Raw genomic sequence first — 18,820 nt, 5'->3', positions numbered from 1 at the left:
TCGCGACTGCGGGGCTCACTCGCTCCGCTCGTTCACTCCTCGCGCTCACCGGGCCCACCTTTCGGCCGCGACTGCGGGGCTCACTCGCTCCGCTCGTTCACTCCTCGCGCTCACCGGGCGCCACCCCCGGCCGCGTTGAGGAGCGGACCCGGGCGACCGGTCTCGTCCGCCGCGACACGTCCGGCCGGAACGGCCGGCCCGCCGGTAGCGCCGGCGGAGACCTTCACGACCGTGCCGGACGCCGCCCCGAGGCTGCGCCGCACGGTCGAACCGGGCGAGTTCGTGGGCACCCAGACCACCCCGTCCGGCATCTCGGTGATCGCCGCCGGCAGGGTCAGCGCCCCCCGGTCGGTGCCCACCGTGACCGGATCGCCGTCGGCGACGCCGAGCGCCTCCGCGGTGCCCTTGCCGAGCCGGACCACCGCCGGGCGGGCGGTGCCGCCGAGGTGCTCGTCGCCGTCGGTGAGGCTGCCCAGGTCGATCAGCTGGTGCCAGGTGGCCAGGACGGCCTCGCCGGCGCCGGCCTGCGGCACGGCGGTCGGCTCGACCGACGGCGCGGCCGGCCGGTGCTGGCGGGTCGGCGGCAGCGCGCCCAGCTCGCGGCGGACGCTGAGCACGTCACCCGTGCCGAGCCGCACCTCCAGCAGCGCGGCGATGGCGTCCAGCACCCGGCCGTCGGTCATCGCGGCCGTCTCCAGCACCGCGTCGAACGGACGCAGCCGCCCCTCCCAGTTCAGGAAGCTGCCGGCCTTCTCGACCACCGGCGCGACCGGGAGGACCACGTCCGCCCGGCGGGCCACGGCGGTCATCCGCAGCTCCAGGCTGACCAGGAACGGCACCGTGTCCAGGGCGGCCTCGGCCAGCCGCGGGTCGGCCAGGTCGGCCGGGTCGACGCCGGCCACCACCAGCGCGCCGACCTGCCCGTTGGCGGCGGCGGTGAGGATGCCCTCGGTGTCCCGCCCGGCCTGGCTCGGGATCACCCCGGCCGGGATGTCCCACGCCTCGCCCAGCTCGGCCCGGGCGGCCGGCTCGGTGACCAGCCGGCCGCCGGGGAGCAGGTTCGGCAGGCAGCCCGCGTCGACCGCGCCGCGGTCACCCGCGCGCCGCGGCACCCAGGCCAGCTTCGCCCCGGTACGCCGGGCGATGCCCGCCGCGGCGGAGAGTCCACCGGGTACGGTGGCCAGCCGCTCGCCGACGAAGAGGATGGCGCCCTCGGCGCTGAGCGCCTCGGTCACCGTCTCGTGCTCGGCCAGGACCTGCGCCTCCTCGCCGGGGATCACCCGGGCGAGCTTCGCGCCGAGCTTCTCCAGCCCGCGGCTGGCGAACGGCGCGATCGCGTACACCTTGAGCTTCTTCTTCTGGTACGCCTTGCGCAGCCGCAGGAAGAGGATCGGGCACTCCTCCTCCGGCTCCAGGCCGACCAGCACCACGGCCGAGGCGTTCTCCACGTCGGCGTAGGTGACGTCGGTGATCCCGGCGACGTTGCTGGCCAGGAAGTCGGCCTCCTCGCGGGAGACCGGCCGGGCCCGGAAGTCGACGTCGTTGGTGTGCAGCGCGACCCGGGCGAACTTCGCGTACGCGTAGGCGTCCTCGACGGTCAGCCGGCCGCCGGTGAGCACCGCCGTGCCGTGGTTCCCGTCGCGGGCGGCGCGCAGCCCGTCGGCGGCCCGGGTCAGCGCCTCGCTCCAGGAGGCCTCGCGCAGCTCACCGGTGCTCTCGTCGCGGACCATCGGGGTGGTGATCCGGTCGAAGGCGCGGGTGTACTGGAAGCCCCACCGGCCCTTGTCGCAGTTCCACTCCTCGTTGACCTGCGGGTCGTCGCCGGCCAGCCGGCGCAGCACCTTGCCGCGCCGCCAGTCGGTGCGCTGGGCGCAGCCGGCCGAGCAGTGCTCGCAGACGCTGGGGCTGGAGACCAGGTCGAACGGGCGGGCCCGGAACCGGTACTGCGAGCCGGTCAGCGCGCCCACCGGGCAGATCTGCACGGTGTTGCCGGAGAAGTACGAGTTGAACGGGACGTCCCCCTCGTCGCCCTCCTCCCCGTACGCGTCGTCCCGGTAGATGTTGATCTCCTCGGCGGACGACCGGCCCATCAGGTCGATGAACTTGTCGCCGGCGATCTCCTCGGAGAACCGGGTGCAGCGCTGGCAGAGCACGCAGCGCTCGCGGTCGAGCAGCACCTGGGTGCTGATCGGCAGCGGCTTCGGGTACTCCCGCTTGTGCTCGTGGAAGCGCGAGTCGGTGCGGCCGGTGGACATCGCCTGGTTCTGCAGCGGGCACTCGCCGCCCTTGTCACACATCGGGCAGTCGAGCGGGTGGTTCATCAGCAGCAGCTCCATGACCCCCTCCTGCGCCTTCTTGGCGACCGGGGAGGAGAGCTGGGTGCGGACCACCATGCCGTCGGCGACGGTCTGGGTGCAGGAGGCGACCGGCTTGCGCTGGCCCTCCACCTCCACCAGGCACTGCCGGCAGGCGCCGGCCGGGGCCAGCAGCGGGTGGTCGCAGAAGCGCGGGATCTCGGTGCCCATCCGCTCGGCGACCCGGATCAGCAGCGCGCCCTTCTCGGCGGTGACCTCGACACCGTCGATGGTGAGGGTGACGGTCTCGGTCTGCTTGGCTACGTCGGTCATCAGTGCGCCCCTACCAGGGTCTTCTCCGACAGCTTGGGAGCGGTACGTCCCTCGATGTAGTCGAGGTAGTCCTGCTTGAAGTACTTCAGCGACGAGGTCACCGAGCTGGTCGCACCGTCACCCAGACCGCAGAACGAGCGGCCGAGGATGTTGTCGCAGGTGTCGAGCAGGGTGTCCAGGTCCTCGTGGGTGCCAAGGCCTGCGAGGATCCGCCGGTAGACCCGGACCATCCAGTAGTTGCCCTCGCGGCACGGGGTGCACTTGCCGCACGACTCGTGGTGGTAGAACTCCAGCCACCGGTAGGTCGCGTACACCGGGCAGTCCTGGTCGGAGAAGATCTGGGTGGCCGTGGTGCCCAGGATCGAGCCGGCCGCCGCCACCCCCTCGAAGTCCAGCGGCACGTCCAGGTGCTCGGCGGTGAGCAGCGGCGTCGACGAGCCGCCCGGCGTCCAGAACCGCAGCTGGTGCCCGGGCTGCATCCCGCCGGCCAGCTCGATCAGCTCGCGCAGCGTGACGCCCATCGAGCACTCGAACTGGCCGGGGTTGGCGATCCGGCCGGAGAGCGAGTAGATCATCGGGCCGGAGGACTTCTCCGTGCCCATGGTCTTCCACCAGTCGGCGCCGCCCAACACGATCGGCGGCACGCTGGCGATGGTGCCGACGTTGTTCACGACCGTGGGGCTGGCGTACAGGCCGTGGGTCGCCGGGAACGGCGGGCGCAACCGGGGCTGGCCGCGGAAGCCCTCCAGCGAGTCCAGCAGCGCGGTCTCCTCACCGCAGATGTACGCCCCGGCGCCGGAGTGCACCACCAGCTCCAGGTCGAAGCCGCTGCCGAGGATGTTGCGCCCGAGGTAGCCCTTGGCCTCCGCCTCGCGTACCGCGTTGCGCAGCCGGCGCGCGGCGTGCACCGCCTCGCCGCGGATGTAGATGTACGCCCGGCTGGCCCGGATCGCGTACGACGCGATGATCACGCCCTCGACCAGCGCGTGCGGGTCGTGGGTCATCAGGGGCAGGTCCTTGCAGGTCCCCGGCTCGCCCTCGTCGGCGTTCACCACCAGGTAGTGCGGCTTGCCGTCGCCCTGCGGGATGAACCCCCACTTGAGACCGGTCGGGAAGCCCGCGCCGCCCCGGCCGCGCAGCCCGGAGTCCTTGATCAGCTGGATCAGGTCGTCCGGGTGGGCCTTGAGGGCCTTGCGCAGCGCGGCGTAGCCGTCCAGCTTCTCGTAGGTGTTGAGCTGCCAGGCGTCCGGCGACAGCCAGCGCTTGGTGAGCACCGGCGTCAGCTTGGCCAGCGTCTCCGACCGAGGAGTGGTCACTTCTGGACCCCCGTTTCGCTCGCGACCGCCGGGCCCGCGCCGTTGGCGCCTGTCCCGGACTCCGCTTCCTTGAGGTTGCGCTCCTGCGCCCCGGCCTCGTCGCCGGCGGGCTTGCCGTCACCGGCCGGGGCGTTCGCCGCCGCGCCGGCCGCCTCGGCCGCCTGGGCGTCGCGTGGGGCCGGCGCGGTGCTGTCCACCGGGACCTTGGTGCCGGGTGCGTCCGCCACGGCGGTGTCCGCGTCGGGCTGCCGGGTCTCGGCGGTACGCACCTGCGGCGACTTGTCGTCCGGCGCCTTGACGTCCGGCGCGGTGCTGCCGCCGATCTGCTCCGGCTTCGCCGGCTTGCCGGTGCCGGAGGTGGCCGGGGCGGAGGTGTCGTCGCCCGCCTTCGCCGGATCGCCGGTCCCGGTGGCGGCCGGGCCGGTCGGGGCGGACGCGCCGTCACCGGCCTTGGCCGGCTCGCCGGTGCCCGCGGCGTGCACCGGGGTGGCCGCGCCGTCGCCGCCCTTGGCCGGGGCGGCGGTCGGGGCCGGCTTGGCGGCCTCCGCCTTCGCCTTCGCCTCGGCGGCGGCCTTGTCGGCCTCGGCCTTGCTGCGGATCGGGGTGTTCGGGTCGTACCCGGGCACCGAGATGCCGTGCTGCTCGGCCAGGCGCAGGCCGCGCAGCGTGGGCTCGCCCGGTCCGCCGTCGGCGACCGCGCCGTCCCGCTCGTCGGCGAAGCCGGCCAGCTGGACCGCCATCTCCTTCAGCGTGCAGAGCCGGGCGCCGCGGGTCGGCATCGGCCGGCCGCCGGCGCGCAGCTCCTCGACCACGCCGAGCGCGCCCTGCGGGTCCACGTTGTCGAAGAAGTCGTAGTTGACGGTCATCACCGGGCCGTAGTCGCACGCCGCCAGGCACTCGGCGTGCTCCAGGGTGATCTTCCCGTCGGCGGTGGTCTCGTCGTGCCCGACGCCCAGGTGCTCGGCGAGGGTGTCGTAGACCTCCTGGCCGCCCAGCACGTTGCACATCGTGTTGGTGCAGACGCTGACCAGGAAGTCGCCGGTCGGCTTGCGCTTGTACATGGTGTAGAAGGTGGCCACCGCGCCGACCTGCGCCTTGTTCAGGCCGAGCACCTCGGCGCAGAACTGCACGCCGGCCGGGGAGACGTAGCCCTCCTCGGCCTGGACCAGGTGCAGCAGCGGCAGCAGCGCCGAGCGGGACCGGTCGGCCGGGTACCGGGCGATGATCTCCCGCGCCCGCTCCCGCGTCTCATCAGTGAACACACTCATCGGTCACAACCACCCATCACGGGGTCCAGCGAGGCGCCGCCGGCGATCACGTCGGCGATCAGGCCGCCCTCGGCCATCGCCGGGAGGGCCTGGAGGTTGACGAAGCTCGGCTCCCGGTAGTGCACCCGGTAGGGCCGGGTGCCGCCGTCGGAGACCGCGTGCACGCCCAGCTCGCCGCGGGGCGACTCGACGGCCACGTAGACCTGGCCCGGCGGGACCCGGAAGCCCTCGGTGACGAGCTTGAAGTGGTGGATCAGCGACTCCATCGACTGACCCATGATCTTGGCGACGTGCTCCAGCGAGTTGCCCATGCCGTCGACGCCGATGGCCAGCTGCGCCGGCCAGGCGATCTTCTTGTCGGCCACCATCACCGGGCCCGGCCTCAACCGGTCCAGCGCCTGCTCGACCAGCTTCAGCGACTCCCGGATCTCGGCGAGCCGGACCAGGTAGCGGCCCCACACGTCGCCGTCGGTGTGCGTCGGCACGTCGAACTCGTAGGTCTCGTAACCGCAGTACGGCATGGTCTTGCGCAGGTCCCAGGCCAGCCCGGCGGAGCGCAGCACCGGGCCGGTCACGCCCAGCGCCAGGCAGCCGGTCACGTCCAGCACCGCCACGTGCTGCGTACGCTCCAGCCAGATCGGCTGGCCGGAGAGGAGGTTCTCGTACTCCTTGAGCTTCTTCGGCATCAGGTCAAGGAACTTGCGGATCTTGACGATCGCGTCGTCCGGCACGTCCTGCGCCACCCCGCCCGGGCGGACGTACGCGTGGTTCATCCGCAGGCCGGTGATGATCTCGAAGATCTCGAGGATGTACTCCCGCTCGCGGAAGCCGTACAGCATCATGTTGATCGCACCGAGCTCCATGCCGGTGGTGGCCAGCCAGACCAGGTGCGACGAGATCCGGTTCAGCTCCATCATGAGCACCCGGATGGTGTTGGCCCGCTCGGTGATGTCGTCGGTGATGCCGAGCAGCTTCTCCACCGCGAGCGCGTACGCCGTCTCGTTGAAGATCGGGGAGAGGTAGTCCATCCGGGTCACGAACGTCGAGCCCTGGACCCAGTTGCGGTATTCGAGGTTCTTCTCGATGCCGGTGTGCAGGTAGCCGACGACCGAGCGGGCCTCCCGGACCGTCTCGCCCTCCAGCTCCAGGATCAGCCGCAGCACGCCGTGCGTGGACGGGTGCTGCGGACCCATGTTGACCACGATCCGCTCGTCGCTGATCGGGTCGGTACCGGAGACGACCTGGTCCCAGTCTCCACCGGTGACGGTGAAGACCTTGCCCTCGGTGGTCTCGCGCTCGGTGGCGTAGTTCGACGTCGTCACTGGTACGACCTCCGTCGGTCCGGCGGGGGAATCTCCGCGCCCTTGTACTCGACGGGGACGCCGCCGAGCGGGTAGTCCTTGCGCTGCGGGTGGCCCTCCCAGTCGTCCGGCATGAGGATCCGGGTCAGGTTGGGGTGGCCGTCGAAGACGACGCCGAACATGTCGTACGCCTCCCGCTCCTGCCAGTCGGCGGTCGGGTAGACGGCGGTGACGCTCGGCAGGTGCGGCGCGTCGGGCGAGACGGCGGCCTCCAGCCGGACCCTCCGCCGGTAGGTCATCGAGGTGAGCTGGTAGACCACGTGCAGCCGCCGCTCGTCGGCGCCCAGGTAGTCCACGCCGGACACCGAGGAGCAGAGCTCGAAGCGGAGCGCCATGTCGTCCCGCATCACCTGGCAGACCTCGGCGATCCGCTCCGGACGGACGTGCAGGGTCAGCTCGCCCCGGTCGACGACGACCTTCTCGATCGCCTCGCCGAACTGCGGGTACGCCTCCTCGAGCGCGTCCCGGACCTCGTCGAAGTAGCCGCCGTACGGCCGGGGGGTCTCCTCGATCGGCTTGCGCTGGCGGACCAGACCGCCGAAGCCGGAGACGTCGCCGCTGCCCTGGATGCCGAACATGCCCCGGCCGGCCGGGCTGGCCGGCGGGTACTCCGCGGGGGCGGTGCTGCTCGCGCCGGCCGGGGTGACCGGCACCGGTACGCCGGCGTTGTCGTTCCTGTCGTTCGGTGCGGTCACTTGATGCCCCCGGACGGGTGGAGGTGGTTCTGCGCCTTCATCCAGTTCTCGATCCGGAGCTGCTCCTCGCGCCCCTCGCGGACCGCCTTCGTCCACTCGGCACGCCGGGCCTTGTCGTTGCGGTACGACGACGGCATCGAGCCGTACGGGACCACGGGGACGTCACCGCGCGCCTTGCGGGCCTCGAGCATCTTGCGGCCGTTCGCGCCCAGCGGCTCGTACATGATCTTCTCGCGGAGCTTGAGGACCGCGTCGATGAGCATCTCCGGCCTGGGCGGGCAGCCCGGGAGGTACATGTCGACCGGGACGACGTGGTCCACGCCCTGCACGATGGCGTAGTTGTTGAACATGCCGCCGCTGCTGGCGCAGACGCCCATCGAGATGACCCAGCGGGGCTCGGCCATCTGGTCGTAGATCTGGCGCAGCACCGGAGCCATTTTCTGGCTCACCCGGCCGGCCACGATCATCAGGTCCGCCTGCCGCGGCGAGGCCCGGAAGACCTCCATGCCCCAGCGGCCCATGTCGTAGTGCGGACCACCGGCGGCCATCATCTCGATGGCGCAGCAGGCCAGGCCGAAGGTGGCGCCCCAGACGGACGACTTCCGCGACCAGTTGACCAGCTTCTCCACGGAGGTGAGCAGGACGCCGGCGGGGAGCTTCTCCTCGATGCCCATCTGACGTACCTCCCTCAGTCCCAGTCCAGGCCGCCGCGCCGCCAGACGTAGGCGTATGCGACGAAGACCGCGACGATGAACAGGACCATCTCCACGAAGCCGAAGATCGGCAGGGCGTCGAACGAGACCGCCCAGGGGTAGAGGAAGATGATCTCGATGTCGAAGACGATGAAGAGCATCGCCGTCAGGTAGAACTTGATCGGGAACCGGCCGCCGCCCACCGGCTGCGGGCTCGGCTCGATGCCACACTCGTAGGCCTCGAGCTTGGCCTTGTTGAACCGCCGGGGACCGGCGAAGCGGGCGGCTGCCACCGAGAACAGCGCGAACGCCGCGGCGAGGGCGAACAGCCCGATGATCGGTGCGTAAGGCGAGAGCGTCATCGTTGTCTCCTGCTCGTCCTTCCCTGCCCTCGGTGCTTGACCAAAATCACACTATTCACGTCCCTCGTGACCTCCGTCAGCGGGGGTCGATCTCTCCGCACGCCGGGACGGCGGCGGTGACAGCCCTACACGGCCGGGGCCGCCTTCGTCATCGCATTGATGACCCGATCCATCGCGTCCCCGCCGCGCGGGTCGGTCAGGTTGGCCAGCAGCTTGAGCACGAAGCGCATCAGCATCGGGTGCGGCATGCCGTGCTTGGTCGCCATCCGCATCACCTCCGGACGGCCGATCAGCTTCACGAAGATCCCGCCGAGCCGGTAGTAGCCGCCGAACCGGGCCTTCAGCTCCTGCGGGTACGCCATCAGCGCCCGCTCCCGCTCCGGGCCGGCCGGCCGGGCCAGCGCCTGCACCGCGACCTCGGCCGCCAGCTCACCGGACTCCATCGCGTACGCGATGCCCTCACCGTTGAACGGGTTGACCATGCCGCCGGAGTCGCCGACCAGCAGCACCCCGCGGGTGTAGTGCGGGACCCGGTTGAAGCCCATCGGCAGCGCGGCGCCGAGGATCGGCCCTTCCGCGTTCGTCTCGTCGGTCATCCCCCAGTCCTCCGGGGTGTTGGCCAACCAGTCGGTGAGCAGCCGCCGGTAGTTCGTCCTGCCGAACGCCGACGAGGAGTTCAGCACGCCCAGGCCGACGTTCACCCGGCCGTCGCCGAGGCCGAAGATCCAGCCGTAGCCCGGCAGCAGCGCGTCGCTGCCCTTGGCCCGCAGCTCCAGCCACGACTCCAGGTAGTCGTCGTCGTGCTTCGCGGGTGACTTGTAGTAGCGGCGGACCGCGACGCCGATCGGCCGGTCCTCCCGCTTGGCGAGCCCGAGGGCGAGCGGGAACCGGCCGGACACGCCGTCCGCGGCGACCACCAGCGGCGCGTGGAAGCTGGCCGGCTCCTTGTCCGGGCCCACCTCGGCCTGCACCCCGATCACCCGGTCGTCGGCGTCGAGCACCGGACCCAGCACGTTCACGCCGGTCCGCAGCTTCGCCCCGGCGGCGACCGCGCGCTGGGCGAGCAGGTCGTCGAAGTCGAGCCGGGTACGGACCAGGCCGTAGTTGGGGAAGCTGGCCAGGTCGGGCCAGTCCAGTTCCAGGCGTACCCCGCCGCCGATCACCCGTAGGCCCTTGTTCTGCAGCCAGCCGGCCTCGGGCGAGGTGTCCACGCCCATCCGGATGAGCTGTCGTACGGCGCGCGGGGTCAACCCGTCGCCGCAGACCTTCTCCCTGGGGAACTCGGTCTTCTCCAGCAGCAGCACGCGTACGCCGTGCCGCGCCAGGTGGTATGCGGTCGCCGATCCTCCGGGACCGGCGCCCACGACGATCACGTCGGCGTCGTTCTCCACCGCGGTCATCTGCGCCTCCTCCCGCATGCTCGTGAAATGCTTCACAAGCCGATCGGGTTGGAGTCTATGACCGACGTCATATGCCGGCCGGGTTAGGTGGGCCTAACCGGCCGAGGTGACGGCGGGTGAGCGTCCACTGCGGCGTCAGCCGTGACGGGGCGTCACCGGGTCCAGTCCGGCGTCGATCCGGATCGCCTCCGGCAGGTGCTCGCGCAGCGCGCCCCCGGCGACCCGGTCCAGCGCCGCCAACACCTCGGCGACGACCTGCCGGACGTCGGCCGGATCGGCTCCGGCCAGCGCGCGGAGCTGGGCGATGAGTTCGGCGGCGTCCTCGTCCGTCGCGCCGGGCGCCTCGTCTGCTCGCGTCATGCGCCGAGCTTACGGGGACAAAAAGGACAAATGCATCGTATTTCGCAGGATGTCCAGGCAACTCTCATCCGGGGAGGGTTCAGTCGCGGGTCGCGCGGTGCAGCGCCACCACTCCCCCGGTGAGGTTCCGCCAGCCGACCCGGCCCCACCCGGCCGCGCCGACCCGCGCCGCCAGGGCCCGCTGGTCCGGCCAGGCCCGGATCGACTCGGCCAGGTAGACGTACGCGTCGGGGTTGCTGGACACCGCGCGGGCGACCGCCGGCAACGAGCGCATCAGGTACGACAGGTAGACGGTCCGGAACGCCGGATTGACCGGGGTGCTGAACTCGCACACCACCAGCCGCCCGCCGGGGCGGGTGACCCGGGCCAGCTCACGCAGCGCCGCGTCGGTGTCCGACACGTTGCGCAGGGCGAAGGAGATGGTCACCGCGTCGAAGCTCGCGTCGGCGAACGGCAGCCGCAGCGCGTCCCCGGCCAGCAGCGGGACGTGCGGACGACTCCGCTTGCCGGCGTGCAGCATGCCGAGCGAGAGGTCAGCGCCGACCGCGTACGCGCCGGAGTGGGCCAGTTCCTCGGTCGACACGCCGGTGCCCGCGCCGACGTCCAGCACCCGCTCACCGGGGCGCAGGCCGAGGGCCGCCCGGGTGGCCCGGCGCCAGAACCGGTCCTGCCCGAAGGAGAGCACCGTGTTGGTCAGGTCGTAGCGAGCCGCCACGCCGTCGAACATCGCGGCGACCTCGTGCGGCTGCTTGTCCAGGCTGGCGCGCTGGCCCTGCGGGGTACGGCTCACCCCTCCACTCTGCCAGCCGCCCGCGCCCGTACGCCGGGTGGGTCGCCGGGACGCGAACGGGGGCGCGGTGGTGACCACCGCGCCCCCGTCCTCCGCGTACGGATCAGTCGGTCGACGTCTCGTCACCCGGGGTGACGAGCACCACCCGTCGGCGGCGGGCGAGCAGCAGCAGCGCCCCGCCGGCGGCCAGCACCGCGAGGCCGATGCCGCCGATCAGGCCGGCCTGCACACCGGTCACCGGCAGCCCACCGTCGTCGGAGCCGGAGCCACCACCGTCACCGCCGGTGCCCGGGGCCGTGGTCGGCTGACCGGTGGGCGCGACGGTCGGCTGGCCGGTCGGCGCGACCGTCGGCGAGGCGGTCGGCGTGCCGGTCGGGGCGACCGTCGGGGTCGCCGTCGCCGTCGGGGTCGGCTCGCCGGTCGGGCCGGTGGTCGGCTCGGCGGAGAGGTCGACGAAGACGTCGAACACCGTGCTGTTGTCCCCCTCGTCCACCTCGGCGAACGTGCGGCGCTGCTCCTTCGTGGCAACCCGCGGCCGCTGCTTGGCGGTGGCCCGGGCGGCCGAGACGCCGTCCAGGCCGACGGCGAAGAGGTTGCCGATCCGCAGCACCGGGTCGTCGACCCGCGCGTCCACGGTCACCCGGACGGTGTCGGTGTAGAACTCGCCCGGCCGCAGCACGACGGCGTCGTCCTGGCAGAACGCCTGGGCGAGACCGCCGATCTCCTGGCGTACGCAGCCGGACGGCAGCTCGGCGAAGGTGACCCCGGCGGGCAGGGTGATGCCGTAGAAGACGCCGGTCGTAGCGCGGCTGCCGGCGTTGTAGACCACCCAGTCCAGGGGCGCGGTGTCCCCCGGCCGGACCCCACGCAGGGCGTTCTCGCCGGCATCGTCGCCGTCGACCACCGCGTCGGCGTAGACGTCCTGGGCCCAGGCGGTCAGGTCGTAGCCGGCCTCGGTCACCTCGATGTCCACGTCGACGGTGTTGTCGCCGAGTTCCTGGTCGGCGGTGGCCGAGCCGATCGTGACGGTGAGGCTGCCGGCCTCACCCCGGCCGCCGGTGCTGAACAGCGGGACCGCGAAGTCCTCGCTGGTGCCGGCGGCGAGGTCGCCGAGCGGGCAGGTGAAGCTGTCGCCGTCCCGCGCGACGGCGCAGTCCGGGTCGAGCAGGTAGCCGACCCGGTCGGGGTCGAGGTTGCTGACGTCCACCGTGTACGTCACGCCCCGGGCGTCGGCCGCGCCTCGGGTGTTGTCCACGGTGAACTTGAAGGGCTTGGCCCGCGCCTCGCGGACGCCCACGGCCAGCTTGGTGCTCAGCGGCACCAGGGCCAGGTCGGCCTCGCCGGCTGCGGCGCCGGCGGGTGCGGGGACGGTCGGCGCCGCTGCGACGGCGGGTGTGGCCGCGGCGGTGAGGCCACCGACGGCGAGCAGGGCTGCGGCACCGGCACGCGCCAGCGCCGAGCGGTTTGCGAAGATCATCGATCCCCCGGGGTAAGGGACGGAAAGTGCGGAACCCGAGGGACGCTATCGAAGCCGGTCCCGCTACGCCAGGACCGCCGCCCGGGTTTCGCCGGTGCCTTCCCAAGGGACGTCCACCCCGGGAAACAGCGGGAGCGGGACGATGTCGTCCCGCTCCCGCTGCCGTGCGTTATGTGAACGGCCCGCCTGGGCCGATGGAGGACCTGCCTCGCCGCCCTGGTCGGCTCCGGGGGGGCGGTGCTACGAGCCGGCACATTAGCGACGGGCGGCGATCCCGCACCAGCCCCCACGCGTAAGCGTTTCCAGGCTGTGACCTGCGTGGATCCGGAGACCACCCGGTGCGGCGGCGTTCCTGCCCCGCGGCCGGCCCGACCCCCTCAGTCCGTCGACTCCTCGTCGCCGGGGCTCACCAGCACCACCCGGCGCCGCCGGGCGACCATCAGCATGGCCCCACCGGCCAGCAGCACGCCGGCGCCGACGGCCCCGATCATCACGGCCGGCGCGCCGGTCAGCGGCAGGGTGCCACCACCGTTGCCGTCGCCGCCGCCCTGCCCGTCACCGTCACCCGCGTCGGCGCCATGGCTCGGCGTGGGCGACGGCCGGCCGGTGGCACTGGGGCGGTACGACGGGGACCATAGCGATGTTCGGCGGGCTGCGGTGCCCCGTGGCCGGGGCCTGGCGTCAGCGCGCGTCGACCAGCGGAAGGGCCTTGCCCACTCCGCCACCGGGCAGGGCGATGGAGGAGAAGTGGGAGACCACCCGGTCGTCGCTCGGGTCGTCCGCCGGCGTCCAGTGCACGGCCAGCCGGTTGTAGAGCGTGTCCCGCTGGGCCGGGACCCGGCCGGCGGTGCGGATCATGCCGATCAGCTCGTGCAGGTTGGAGCGGTGTCGGGCGCCGGCCGAGGAGATGACGTTCTCCTCCAGCATGATCGAGCCCAGGTCGTCGACGCCCATGTGCAGGGAGAGCTGGCCGACGTCCTTGCCGGTGGTCAGCCAGGACGCCTGGAGGTGCGGCACGGTCTCGAAGAAGAGCCGGGCCACCGCGACCAGTCGGAGGTATTCCAGGGTGGTGGCCTGGGTGCGGCCCTTGAGGTGGTTGTTCTCGGGCTGGTACGTCCACGGGATGAAGGCGCGGAAGCCCCGGGTGCGGTCCTGCACGTCGCGGATCATCCGCAGGTGCTCGATCCGCTCGGCGGCGGTCTCGCCGGTGCCCATCATCATCGTGGCGGTCGACTCGACCCCCTGCCGGTGGGCCAGCTCCATGACCTCCAGCCACCGCTCGCCGGACTCCTTGAGCGGGGCGATCGCCCGGCGCGGCCGCTCGGGCAGCATCTCCGCGCCGGCGCCGGCGATCGAGTCCAGCCCGGCGGCCTTGATCCGGGCGATGGCCTCGTCCAGGCTCACCCCGGACACCTTGGCCATGTGCAGGATCTCGCTCGGGCCGATCGAGTGGATGGCCAGCTGCGGGTACGCCTTCTTGACCGAGGAGAAGAGCTCCTCGTAGTACTCCACGCCGTAGTCGGGGTGGTGCCCGCCCTGGAGCATCACCTGGGTGGCGCCCAGCTCGACCGCCTCGCCGCAGCGGCGCAGGATCTCCTCGGTGGGGTGGGTCCACCCCTCCTTGTGCTTCGGCGCGCGGTAGAAGGCGCAGAACTTGCACGCCGTCACGCAGACGTTCGTGTAGTTGATGTTGCGGTCGATCAGGTACGTGACGACGTTGTCCGGGTAGCGCCGCCGGCGTACCGCGTCGGCCGCCTCGCCCAGGGCGTGGAAGGGCGCCTCGGTGTAGAGCAGCAGGGCCTCCTCGGGCGTGATCCGCCCGCCGTCCGCGCCACGCTGCAGGATGTCGTCGATCTCCCGGCTCACCGTCACGCCCCCGAGCCTACGTCGCCCGCATCGGGGCCGGCACGCCGCTCCGCCTCCGGTGACTGAGGCCCCATCCCCGGACTCAGACCATGCCGGGGCAGGCCACCGGCAGGCCGACCGACTTGGCCGCGTCCAGCAGCCGGCGGTCGTAGGTGACGAAGGCGACGAAGTCGGCGCCGGCCTGCCCGGCCAGGATCTCCGCCGTCGCGAGGTGGATGGCGTCGAGACTGCGCAACATCGGTTCGGCGTACGCGCCGGCGGCCGCGCGCACGGTCGCGTCGATCTCCACCCGGTAGAGCCGTCCCAGCACGGACGGCACGCCGACCAGAGCCTGCGGCGCGGCGCGGCGAAGTGCCCGGGGCACCTCCACCTCCACCAGGGCCGACGAGACGAGTGCCGTTCCGGCCCGCGCGTTGAGCCAGTCGACCAGATCCGGCGTCTCCTCCTCGCGGCGGAGCATCTTGATGACCGCCGCCGAGTCGAGATAGATCACCAGCGTTCCTCGTCCCGCGACTCGGCGAGGACGGCCGCGACGTCCACCGAACGGTCGCCGAGGACCGGCGGCATCGGCACCGGCCCGACCGAGGTGGGCGCGGTGGCTCGTCCCTCCGCGACCAGGCGGCCGAGGAGCGCGTCGGCAGCCAGGACCGGAACCAGTCGGGCGATCGGCTCGCCGCGGTCCGTCACCTCGACCGTCTCACCGGCGCGCACCCGGGCCAGCACCCGGCTCGTGTGCTGGTTCAACTCGCGGACGGCGATCTGCTCCATCACCAAAGCGTAGAACGGAACGTTCTACATGTCACGCGTCGTAGTCGACCGTCAGCTTGTCGGTGGTCGGGCTGGACTGGCAGGTCAGCACGTAGCCGGCGGCCACCTCGTCCGGTTCCAGGGCGTAGTTGCGGGCCATCGAGACCGCGCCGTCGACGACCTTCGCCTTGCAGGTCGAGCAGACCCCGCCCTTGCAGGCGTACGGCAGCTCGCCGCGGACCTTCAGGGCGGCGTCCAGCACCCGCTCGTCGCGGCCCATGGTGAAGCTCGACGAGCGACCGTCCAGCACGATCGTCACCTCGGCACCGGCGCCGGGCTCGTCGGACGGGCGGCGGACCGGCTCCGGCGGCGCGTCGACGTGGAACAGCTCGGTGTGCACCGCCGACTCCGGCAACCCCCGGCCGGTCAGCAGCGCCCGGGCGTCCACCACCATCGTGTACGGGCCGCAGAGGAACCACTCCTGCACGGTGTCGCCGGGGACGACGGTCTCCAGCAGCCGGGTCAGCCGGTCGGCGTCGATCCGTCCGGAGAGCAGCGGCGACTCGCCCTGCTCGCGGCTGAGCACGTGCACCAGGTGCAGCCGGGTCGGATAGCGGTCCTTGAGGTCGGCCAGCTCCTCCGCGAACATCACCGTGTTCGCCGTGCGGTTGCCGTACACCAGGGTGAAGGTGCTGGCCGGCTCGACGGCCAGGGCGGTCGCGACCAGCGACAGCACCGGGGTGATGCCGGAGCCGGCGACCACCGCGCCGTAGTGCCGGACCCGGTCCGGCGCGAAGGCCGTGGTGAAGTGCCCCAGCGGCGGCAGCACCTCCACGGTGTCGCCGTGCCGCAGCGCGCCGCAGGCGTACCCGGAGAAGGCGCCGCCGGGGATCTCCCGCACCCCGATCCGCAGCCGGCCGTGCCGGGCCAGCTCGTCGGGGGTGGAGCAGATCGAGTACGACCGCCGCACGTCCCCGCCGTCGGCGGCGGCCTCGCCGGGCAGCCGCACGGTCAGGTGCTGGCCGGCGGAGAACGCGAAGGTCTCCCGCAGCTCCGGCGGTACGGCGAAGGTGATGGCGACGGCGTCGTCGGTGAGCCGGTCGACGGCCGCCACGCTCAACGGGTGGAAGGCCGGCCGGCGACGGACCGGGCGGGTGATGGTGACAGTCACAGCGCCTTCACATGGTCGAAGGGTTCGGAGCAGGAACGGCAGCGCCAGAGCGCCTTGCAGGCGGTCGAGCCGAAGCGGCTGACCTGCTCGGTCTCGGGTGAGCCGCAGCGCGGGCAGCGTACGGCGAGGGTCAGCGGCACCACGTTCCCACGAGCCACCGGGGCGGGCGGGGCGATGCCGGCCGCGGCGAGCTTGGCCCGGCCGGAGTCGGAGATCCAGTCGGTGCTCCAGGCCGGGCTGTAGACCGTGCGGACCTCCGCCTCGGGATGGCCGGCGGCGGCCAGTGCCCGGCGGATGTCCGCGCGGATCACGTCCATCGCCGGGCAGCCGGTGTAGGTGGGGGTGATGGTGACGACGACCCGGCCGGTGGCCGGCTCGGTCTCCACCGACCGCAGGATGCCCAGCTCGTCGATCGTGATCACCCGGATCTCCGGGTCCACCACCGCCGCCGCGGCCTCCCGTGGATTCACCACTTCGCCCCCGGGTGGGCGCGGTGCAGCACCTGCATCTCGGCCAGCAGGAACGACAGGTGCTCGGTGTGCACGCCCTCGCGGCCACCGCCCGGCGCCCAGCCGTCACCCGGCCGGGTCAGGGTCGCCTCGGTCAGCATCGGCTCGACGGTCGCCTCGAAGCCGGCCCGCAGGGTGGCCGGGTCGACCGGCGCCGCCGGGTCCGCCGCGAACAGCTCATGGGTGTACGGCCACAGCTGGTCGACCGCCGCCTGCATCCGCCGGTGTGACTCCTCGGTGCCGTCGCCGAGCCGCCGCACCCACAGCGACGAGTGGTCGAGGTGGTACGCCGACTCCTTGCGGGCCTTGGCGCCGATCGCCGCCAGCCGCTCGTCGCCGCATCCGGCCAGCGCGTCGTAGAGCGGCAGCTGGTACGCGGCCAGGAAGAACAGCTTCGCCATGGTGACCGCGAAGTCGCCGTTGGGGAGCTCCACCAGGAGACAGTTGCGGAACTCCCGGTCGCCGCGCAGGTAGGCCAGGGCGTCCTCGTCCCGGCCGGCGCCCTCCAGCTCACCCGCGTACGTCAGCAGCAGGCGGGCGGCGCCGAGCTGGTCGAGGGCGATGTTGGCCAGCGCGATGTCCTCCTCCATCTCCGGCGCGCGGGAGGTCCACTCGCCGAGCCGCTGTGCCGCGATCAGCGCGTCGTCGCCGAGCCGGAGGACGTACTCGAAAAGGTCCGCGCTCACAGGTGGCCCGCCCCTTCCGGGACCTCGTAGAACGTCGGGTGGCGGTAGACCTTGTCGGCCGCGGGGTCGAAGAAGGCGTCCTTCTCGTCCGGGCTGGACGCGGTGATCGCCGCGGCCGGGACGACCCAGATCGAGACGCCCTCCTGCCGCCGGGTGTAGACGTCCCGGGCGTTGCGCAGGGCCAGCTCGGCGTCGGGGGCGTGCAGGCTGCCGACGTGGGTGTGCGACAGCCCGCGCCGGGCTCGCACGAAGACCTCCCAGAGCGGGGTGTGCTGCTCGGTGCGTTCGCTCATGCGGCGACCTTCTCCTTCTTCTCCGCCCGCTTGGCGGCGTACGCCGCGGCGGCCTCGCGTACCCAGGCGCCGTCGGTGTGGGCACGGCGGCGGTGTTCCATGCGCTGCCGGTTGCACGGGCCGTTGCCCTTGATCACCTGCATCAGCTCGTCGTAGTCCGGCTGGGTGTAGTCGTACGCCCCGCGCTCGTCGTTCCAGCGCAGGTCCGCATCGGGCAGGGTGAGGCCGAGGATCTCCGCCTGCTGCACGCACATGTCCACGAAGCGCTGGCGCAGCTCGTCGTTGGAGAACCGCTTGATCTTCCAGGCCATCGACTGGGCGGAGTGGGTGGAGTCGCCGTCCGGCGGGCCGAACATGGCCAGCGACGGGTACCACCAGCGGTCGATCGCATCCTGGGCCATCGCCTTCTGCTCCGGGGTGCCGTGCGCCAGCACGTGCAGGATCTCGTAGCCCTGCCGCTGGTGGAACGACTCCTCCTTGCAGACCCTGATCATCGCCCGGGCGTACGGGCCGTACGAGCAGCGGCAGAGCGGGACCTGGTTGACGATCGCGGCGCCGTCCACCAGCCAGCCGATCGCACCCACGTCGGCCCAGGTGAGGGTGGGGTAGTTGAAGATCGAGCTGTACTTCTGCCGGCCGGACAGGAGCAGGTCCACCAGCTCGTCCCGGCTGATGCCCAGCGTCTCCGCGGCGGCGTACAGGTAGAGCCCGTGGCCGGCCTCGTCCTGCACCTTGGCCAGCAGGATCGCCTTGCGCTTGAGCGACGGCGCCCGGCTGATCCAGTTCCCCTCCGGCTGCATGCCGATGATCTCGGAGTGCGCGTGCTGGGCGATCTGCCGGATCAGCGTCTTGCGGTACGCCTCCGGCATCCAGTCGCGCGGCTCGATCTTCTGGTCGGCCTCGATCACGTCGGCGAAGTAGGCGTCGAGGTCCGCGTCGGGAGCGGGCGCGCCGGAGCGCCGGGCACGGGCCGCGGCCTCGCGGAGCGCCGCCTCGGCGGCTTCCACCTCACCGAGCAGGCCACCGCCGGACGGGTCGTCCGGCGCGGGGAAGTCGTTGCCATACATGCAGCCAGTGTTACAGCTCACCGATCCGTACACCAGAGGCGTGTAACAGGATTCCGGCGTCCGGAACGCTGCGCCAACACAGCGTCACCGGTGAGCCGGGCCACGTGGCCGGCTATGACATCGCTCACTTTGT

The 18,820-nt window shown here is 72.2% G+C and carries 19 protein-coding genes and 1 pseudogene; all 20 read right to left on the bottom strand.

The window, feature by feature from the left end:
• Positions 1–110 precede the first annotated feature (110 nt).
• The gene (locus tag GA0074704_RS04800) at positions 111–2,627 is read right to left on the bottom strand and encodes an NADH-quinone oxidoreductase subunit G (protein ID WP_088969375.1); all 2,517 of its coding nucleotides are present in this window, start codon (positions 2,625–2,627) and stop codon (positions 111–113) included.
• The gene (nuoF, locus tag GA0074704_RS04795) at positions 2,627–3,943 is read right to left on the bottom strand and encodes an NADH-quinone oxidoreductase subunit NuoF (protein ID WP_088969374.1); all 1,317 of its coding nucleotides are present in this window, start codon (positions 3,941–3,943) and stop codon (positions 2,627–2,629) included. Before nuoF ends, GA0074704_RS04800 begins: the two co-directional genes overlap by 1 nt.
• A gap of 365 nt (positions 3,944–4,308) precedes the next feature.
• Positions 4,309–5,211: pseudogene (gene nuoE, locus GA0074704_RS04790) on the bottom strand (NADH-quinone oxidoreductase subunit NuoE); the annotation flags it as partial.
• Complete coding sequence (locus tag GA0074704_RS04785) at positions 5,208–6,533, bottom strand: NADH-quinone oxidoreductase subunit D (RefSeq protein ID WP_088969372.1); 1,326 nt, start codon at positions 6,531–6,533, stop codon at positions 5,208–5,210. The pseudogene nuoE and the gene GA0074704_RS04785, both read right to left, overlap by 4 nt.
• Entirely contained in the window at positions 6,530–7,267 is a 738-nt protein-coding gene (locus GA0074704_RS04780) for an NADH-quinone oxidoreductase subunit C (RefSeq protein ID WP_088969371.1), read from the bottom strand. The genes GA0074704_RS04785 and GA0074704_RS04780 overlap by 4 nt, the downstream gene beginning before the upstream one ends.
• Positions 7,264–7,941, bottom strand: a complete 678-nt coding sequence (locus tag GA0074704_RS04775; protein ID WP_088969370.1) for a NuoB/complex I 20 kDa subunit family protein — start codon at positions 7,939–7,941, stop codon at positions 7,264–7,266. Before GA0074704_RS04775 ends, GA0074704_RS04780 begins: the two co-directional genes overlap by 4 nt.
• 14 nt (positions 7,942–7,955) lie before the next feature.
• A complete protein-coding gene (locus GA0074704_RS04770) occupies positions 7,956–8,321 on the bottom strand; it encodes an NADH-quinone oxidoreductase subunit A (protein WP_088969369.1) in 366 nt (121 codons plus the stop codon).
• A gap of 125 nt (positions 8,322–8,446) precedes the next feature.
• Positions 8,447–9,721 (bottom strand): geranylgeranyl reductase family protein, encoded by a 1,275-nt coding sequence (locus GA0074704_RS04765; RefSeq protein WP_088973451.1) that lies wholly within the window; start codon positions 9,719–9,721, stop codon positions 8,447–8,449.
• Between the two features lie 135 nt (positions 9,722–9,856).
• Entirely contained in the window at positions 9,857–10,081 is a 225-nt protein-coding gene (locus tag GA0074704_RS04760) for a hypothetical protein (RefSeq protein WP_088969368.1), read from the bottom strand.
• Between the two features lie 79 nt (positions 10,082–10,160).
• Positions 10,161–10,871 (bottom strand): demethylmenaquinone methyltransferase, encoded by a 711-nt coding sequence (locus tag GA0074704_RS04755; protein ID WP_088973450.1) that lies wholly within the window; start codon positions 10,869–10,871, stop codon positions 10,161–10,163.
• Between the two features lie 103 nt (positions 10,872–10,974).
• Entirely contained in the window at positions 10,975–12,348 is a 1,374-nt protein-coding gene (locus tag GA0074704_RS04750; RefSeq protein WP_088969367.1) for a PT domain-containing protein, read from the bottom strand.
• Positions 12,349–12,725: 377 nt separating this feature from the next.
• Positions 12,726–13,073: an LPXTG cell wall anchor domain-containing protein gene (locus tag GA0074704_RS29645; protein WP_269458914.1), complete on the bottom strand. Its 348-nt coding sequence runs from the start codon at positions 13,071–13,073 to the stop codon at positions 12,726–12,728.
• Positions 13,030–14,220: a cyclic dehypoxanthinyl futalosine synthase gene (mqnC, locus tag GA0074704_RS04740; protein ID WP_088969366.1), complete on the bottom strand. Its 1,191-nt coding sequence runs from the start codon at positions 14,218–14,220 to the stop codon at positions 13,030–13,032. Before mqnC ends, GA0074704_RS29645 begins: the two co-directional genes overlap by 44 nt.
• Before the next feature lie 76 nt (positions 14,221–14,296).
• Positions 14,297–14,707 (bottom strand): type II toxin-antitoxin system VapC family toxin, encoded by a 411-nt coding sequence (locus GA0074704_RS04735; protein WP_088969365.1) that lies wholly within the window; start codon positions 14,705–14,707, stop codon positions 14,297–14,299.
• A complete protein-coding gene (locus GA0074704_RS04730; RefSeq protein WP_088969364.1) occupies positions 14,704–14,982 on the bottom strand; it encodes a type II toxin-antitoxin system Phd/YefM family antitoxin in 279 nt (92 codons plus the stop codon). Before GA0074704_RS04730 ends, GA0074704_RS04735 begins: the two co-directional genes overlap by 4 nt.
• A 31-nt stretch (positions 14,983–15,013) precedes the next feature.
• The gene (gene paaE / locus GA0074704_RS04725) at positions 15,014–16,132 is read right to left on the bottom strand and encodes a 1,2-phenylacetyl-CoA epoxidase subunit PaaE (protein ID WP_088969363.1); all 1,119 of its coding nucleotides are present in this window, start codon (positions 16,130–16,132) and stop codon (positions 15,014–15,016) included.
• Entirely contained in the window at positions 16,129–16,605 is a 477-nt protein-coding gene (gene paaD, locus GA0074704_RS04720) for a 1,2-phenylacetyl-CoA epoxidase subunit PaaD (protein WP_088969362.1), read from the bottom strand. Before paaD ends, paaE begins: the two co-directional genes overlap by 4 nt.
• A complete protein-coding gene (paaC, locus tag GA0074704_RS04715; protein WP_088969361.1) occupies positions 16,599–17,327 on the bottom strand; it encodes a 1,2-phenylacetyl-CoA epoxidase subunit PaaC in 729 nt (242 codons plus the stop codon). Before paaC ends, paaD begins: the two co-directional genes overlap by 7 nt.
• Positions 17,324–17,620 (bottom strand): 1,2-phenylacetyl-CoA epoxidase subunit PaaB, encoded by a 297-nt coding sequence (paaB, locus tag GA0074704_RS04710; RefSeq protein WP_088969360.1) that lies wholly within the window; start codon positions 17,618–17,620, stop codon positions 17,324–17,326. The genes paaC and paaB overlap by 4 nt, the downstream gene beginning before the upstream one ends.
• Entirely contained in the window at positions 17,617–18,687 is a 1,071-nt protein-coding gene (gene paaA, locus GA0074704_RS04705) for a 1,2-phenylacetyl-CoA epoxidase subunit PaaA (protein WP_088969359.1), read from the bottom strand. Before paaA ends, paaB begins: the two co-directional genes overlap by 4 nt.
• Positions 18,688–18,820: the final 133 nt, after the last annotated feature.

This window comes from Micromonospora siamensis (assembly GCF_900090305.1).
GTDB lineage: Bacteria > Actinomycetota > Actinomycetes > Mycobacteriales > Micromonosporaceae > Micromonospora > Micromonospora siamensis.
Note: the sequence above shows the minus strand (reverse complement) of the source record. Positions and strands in the feature narration are given on the sequence as shown.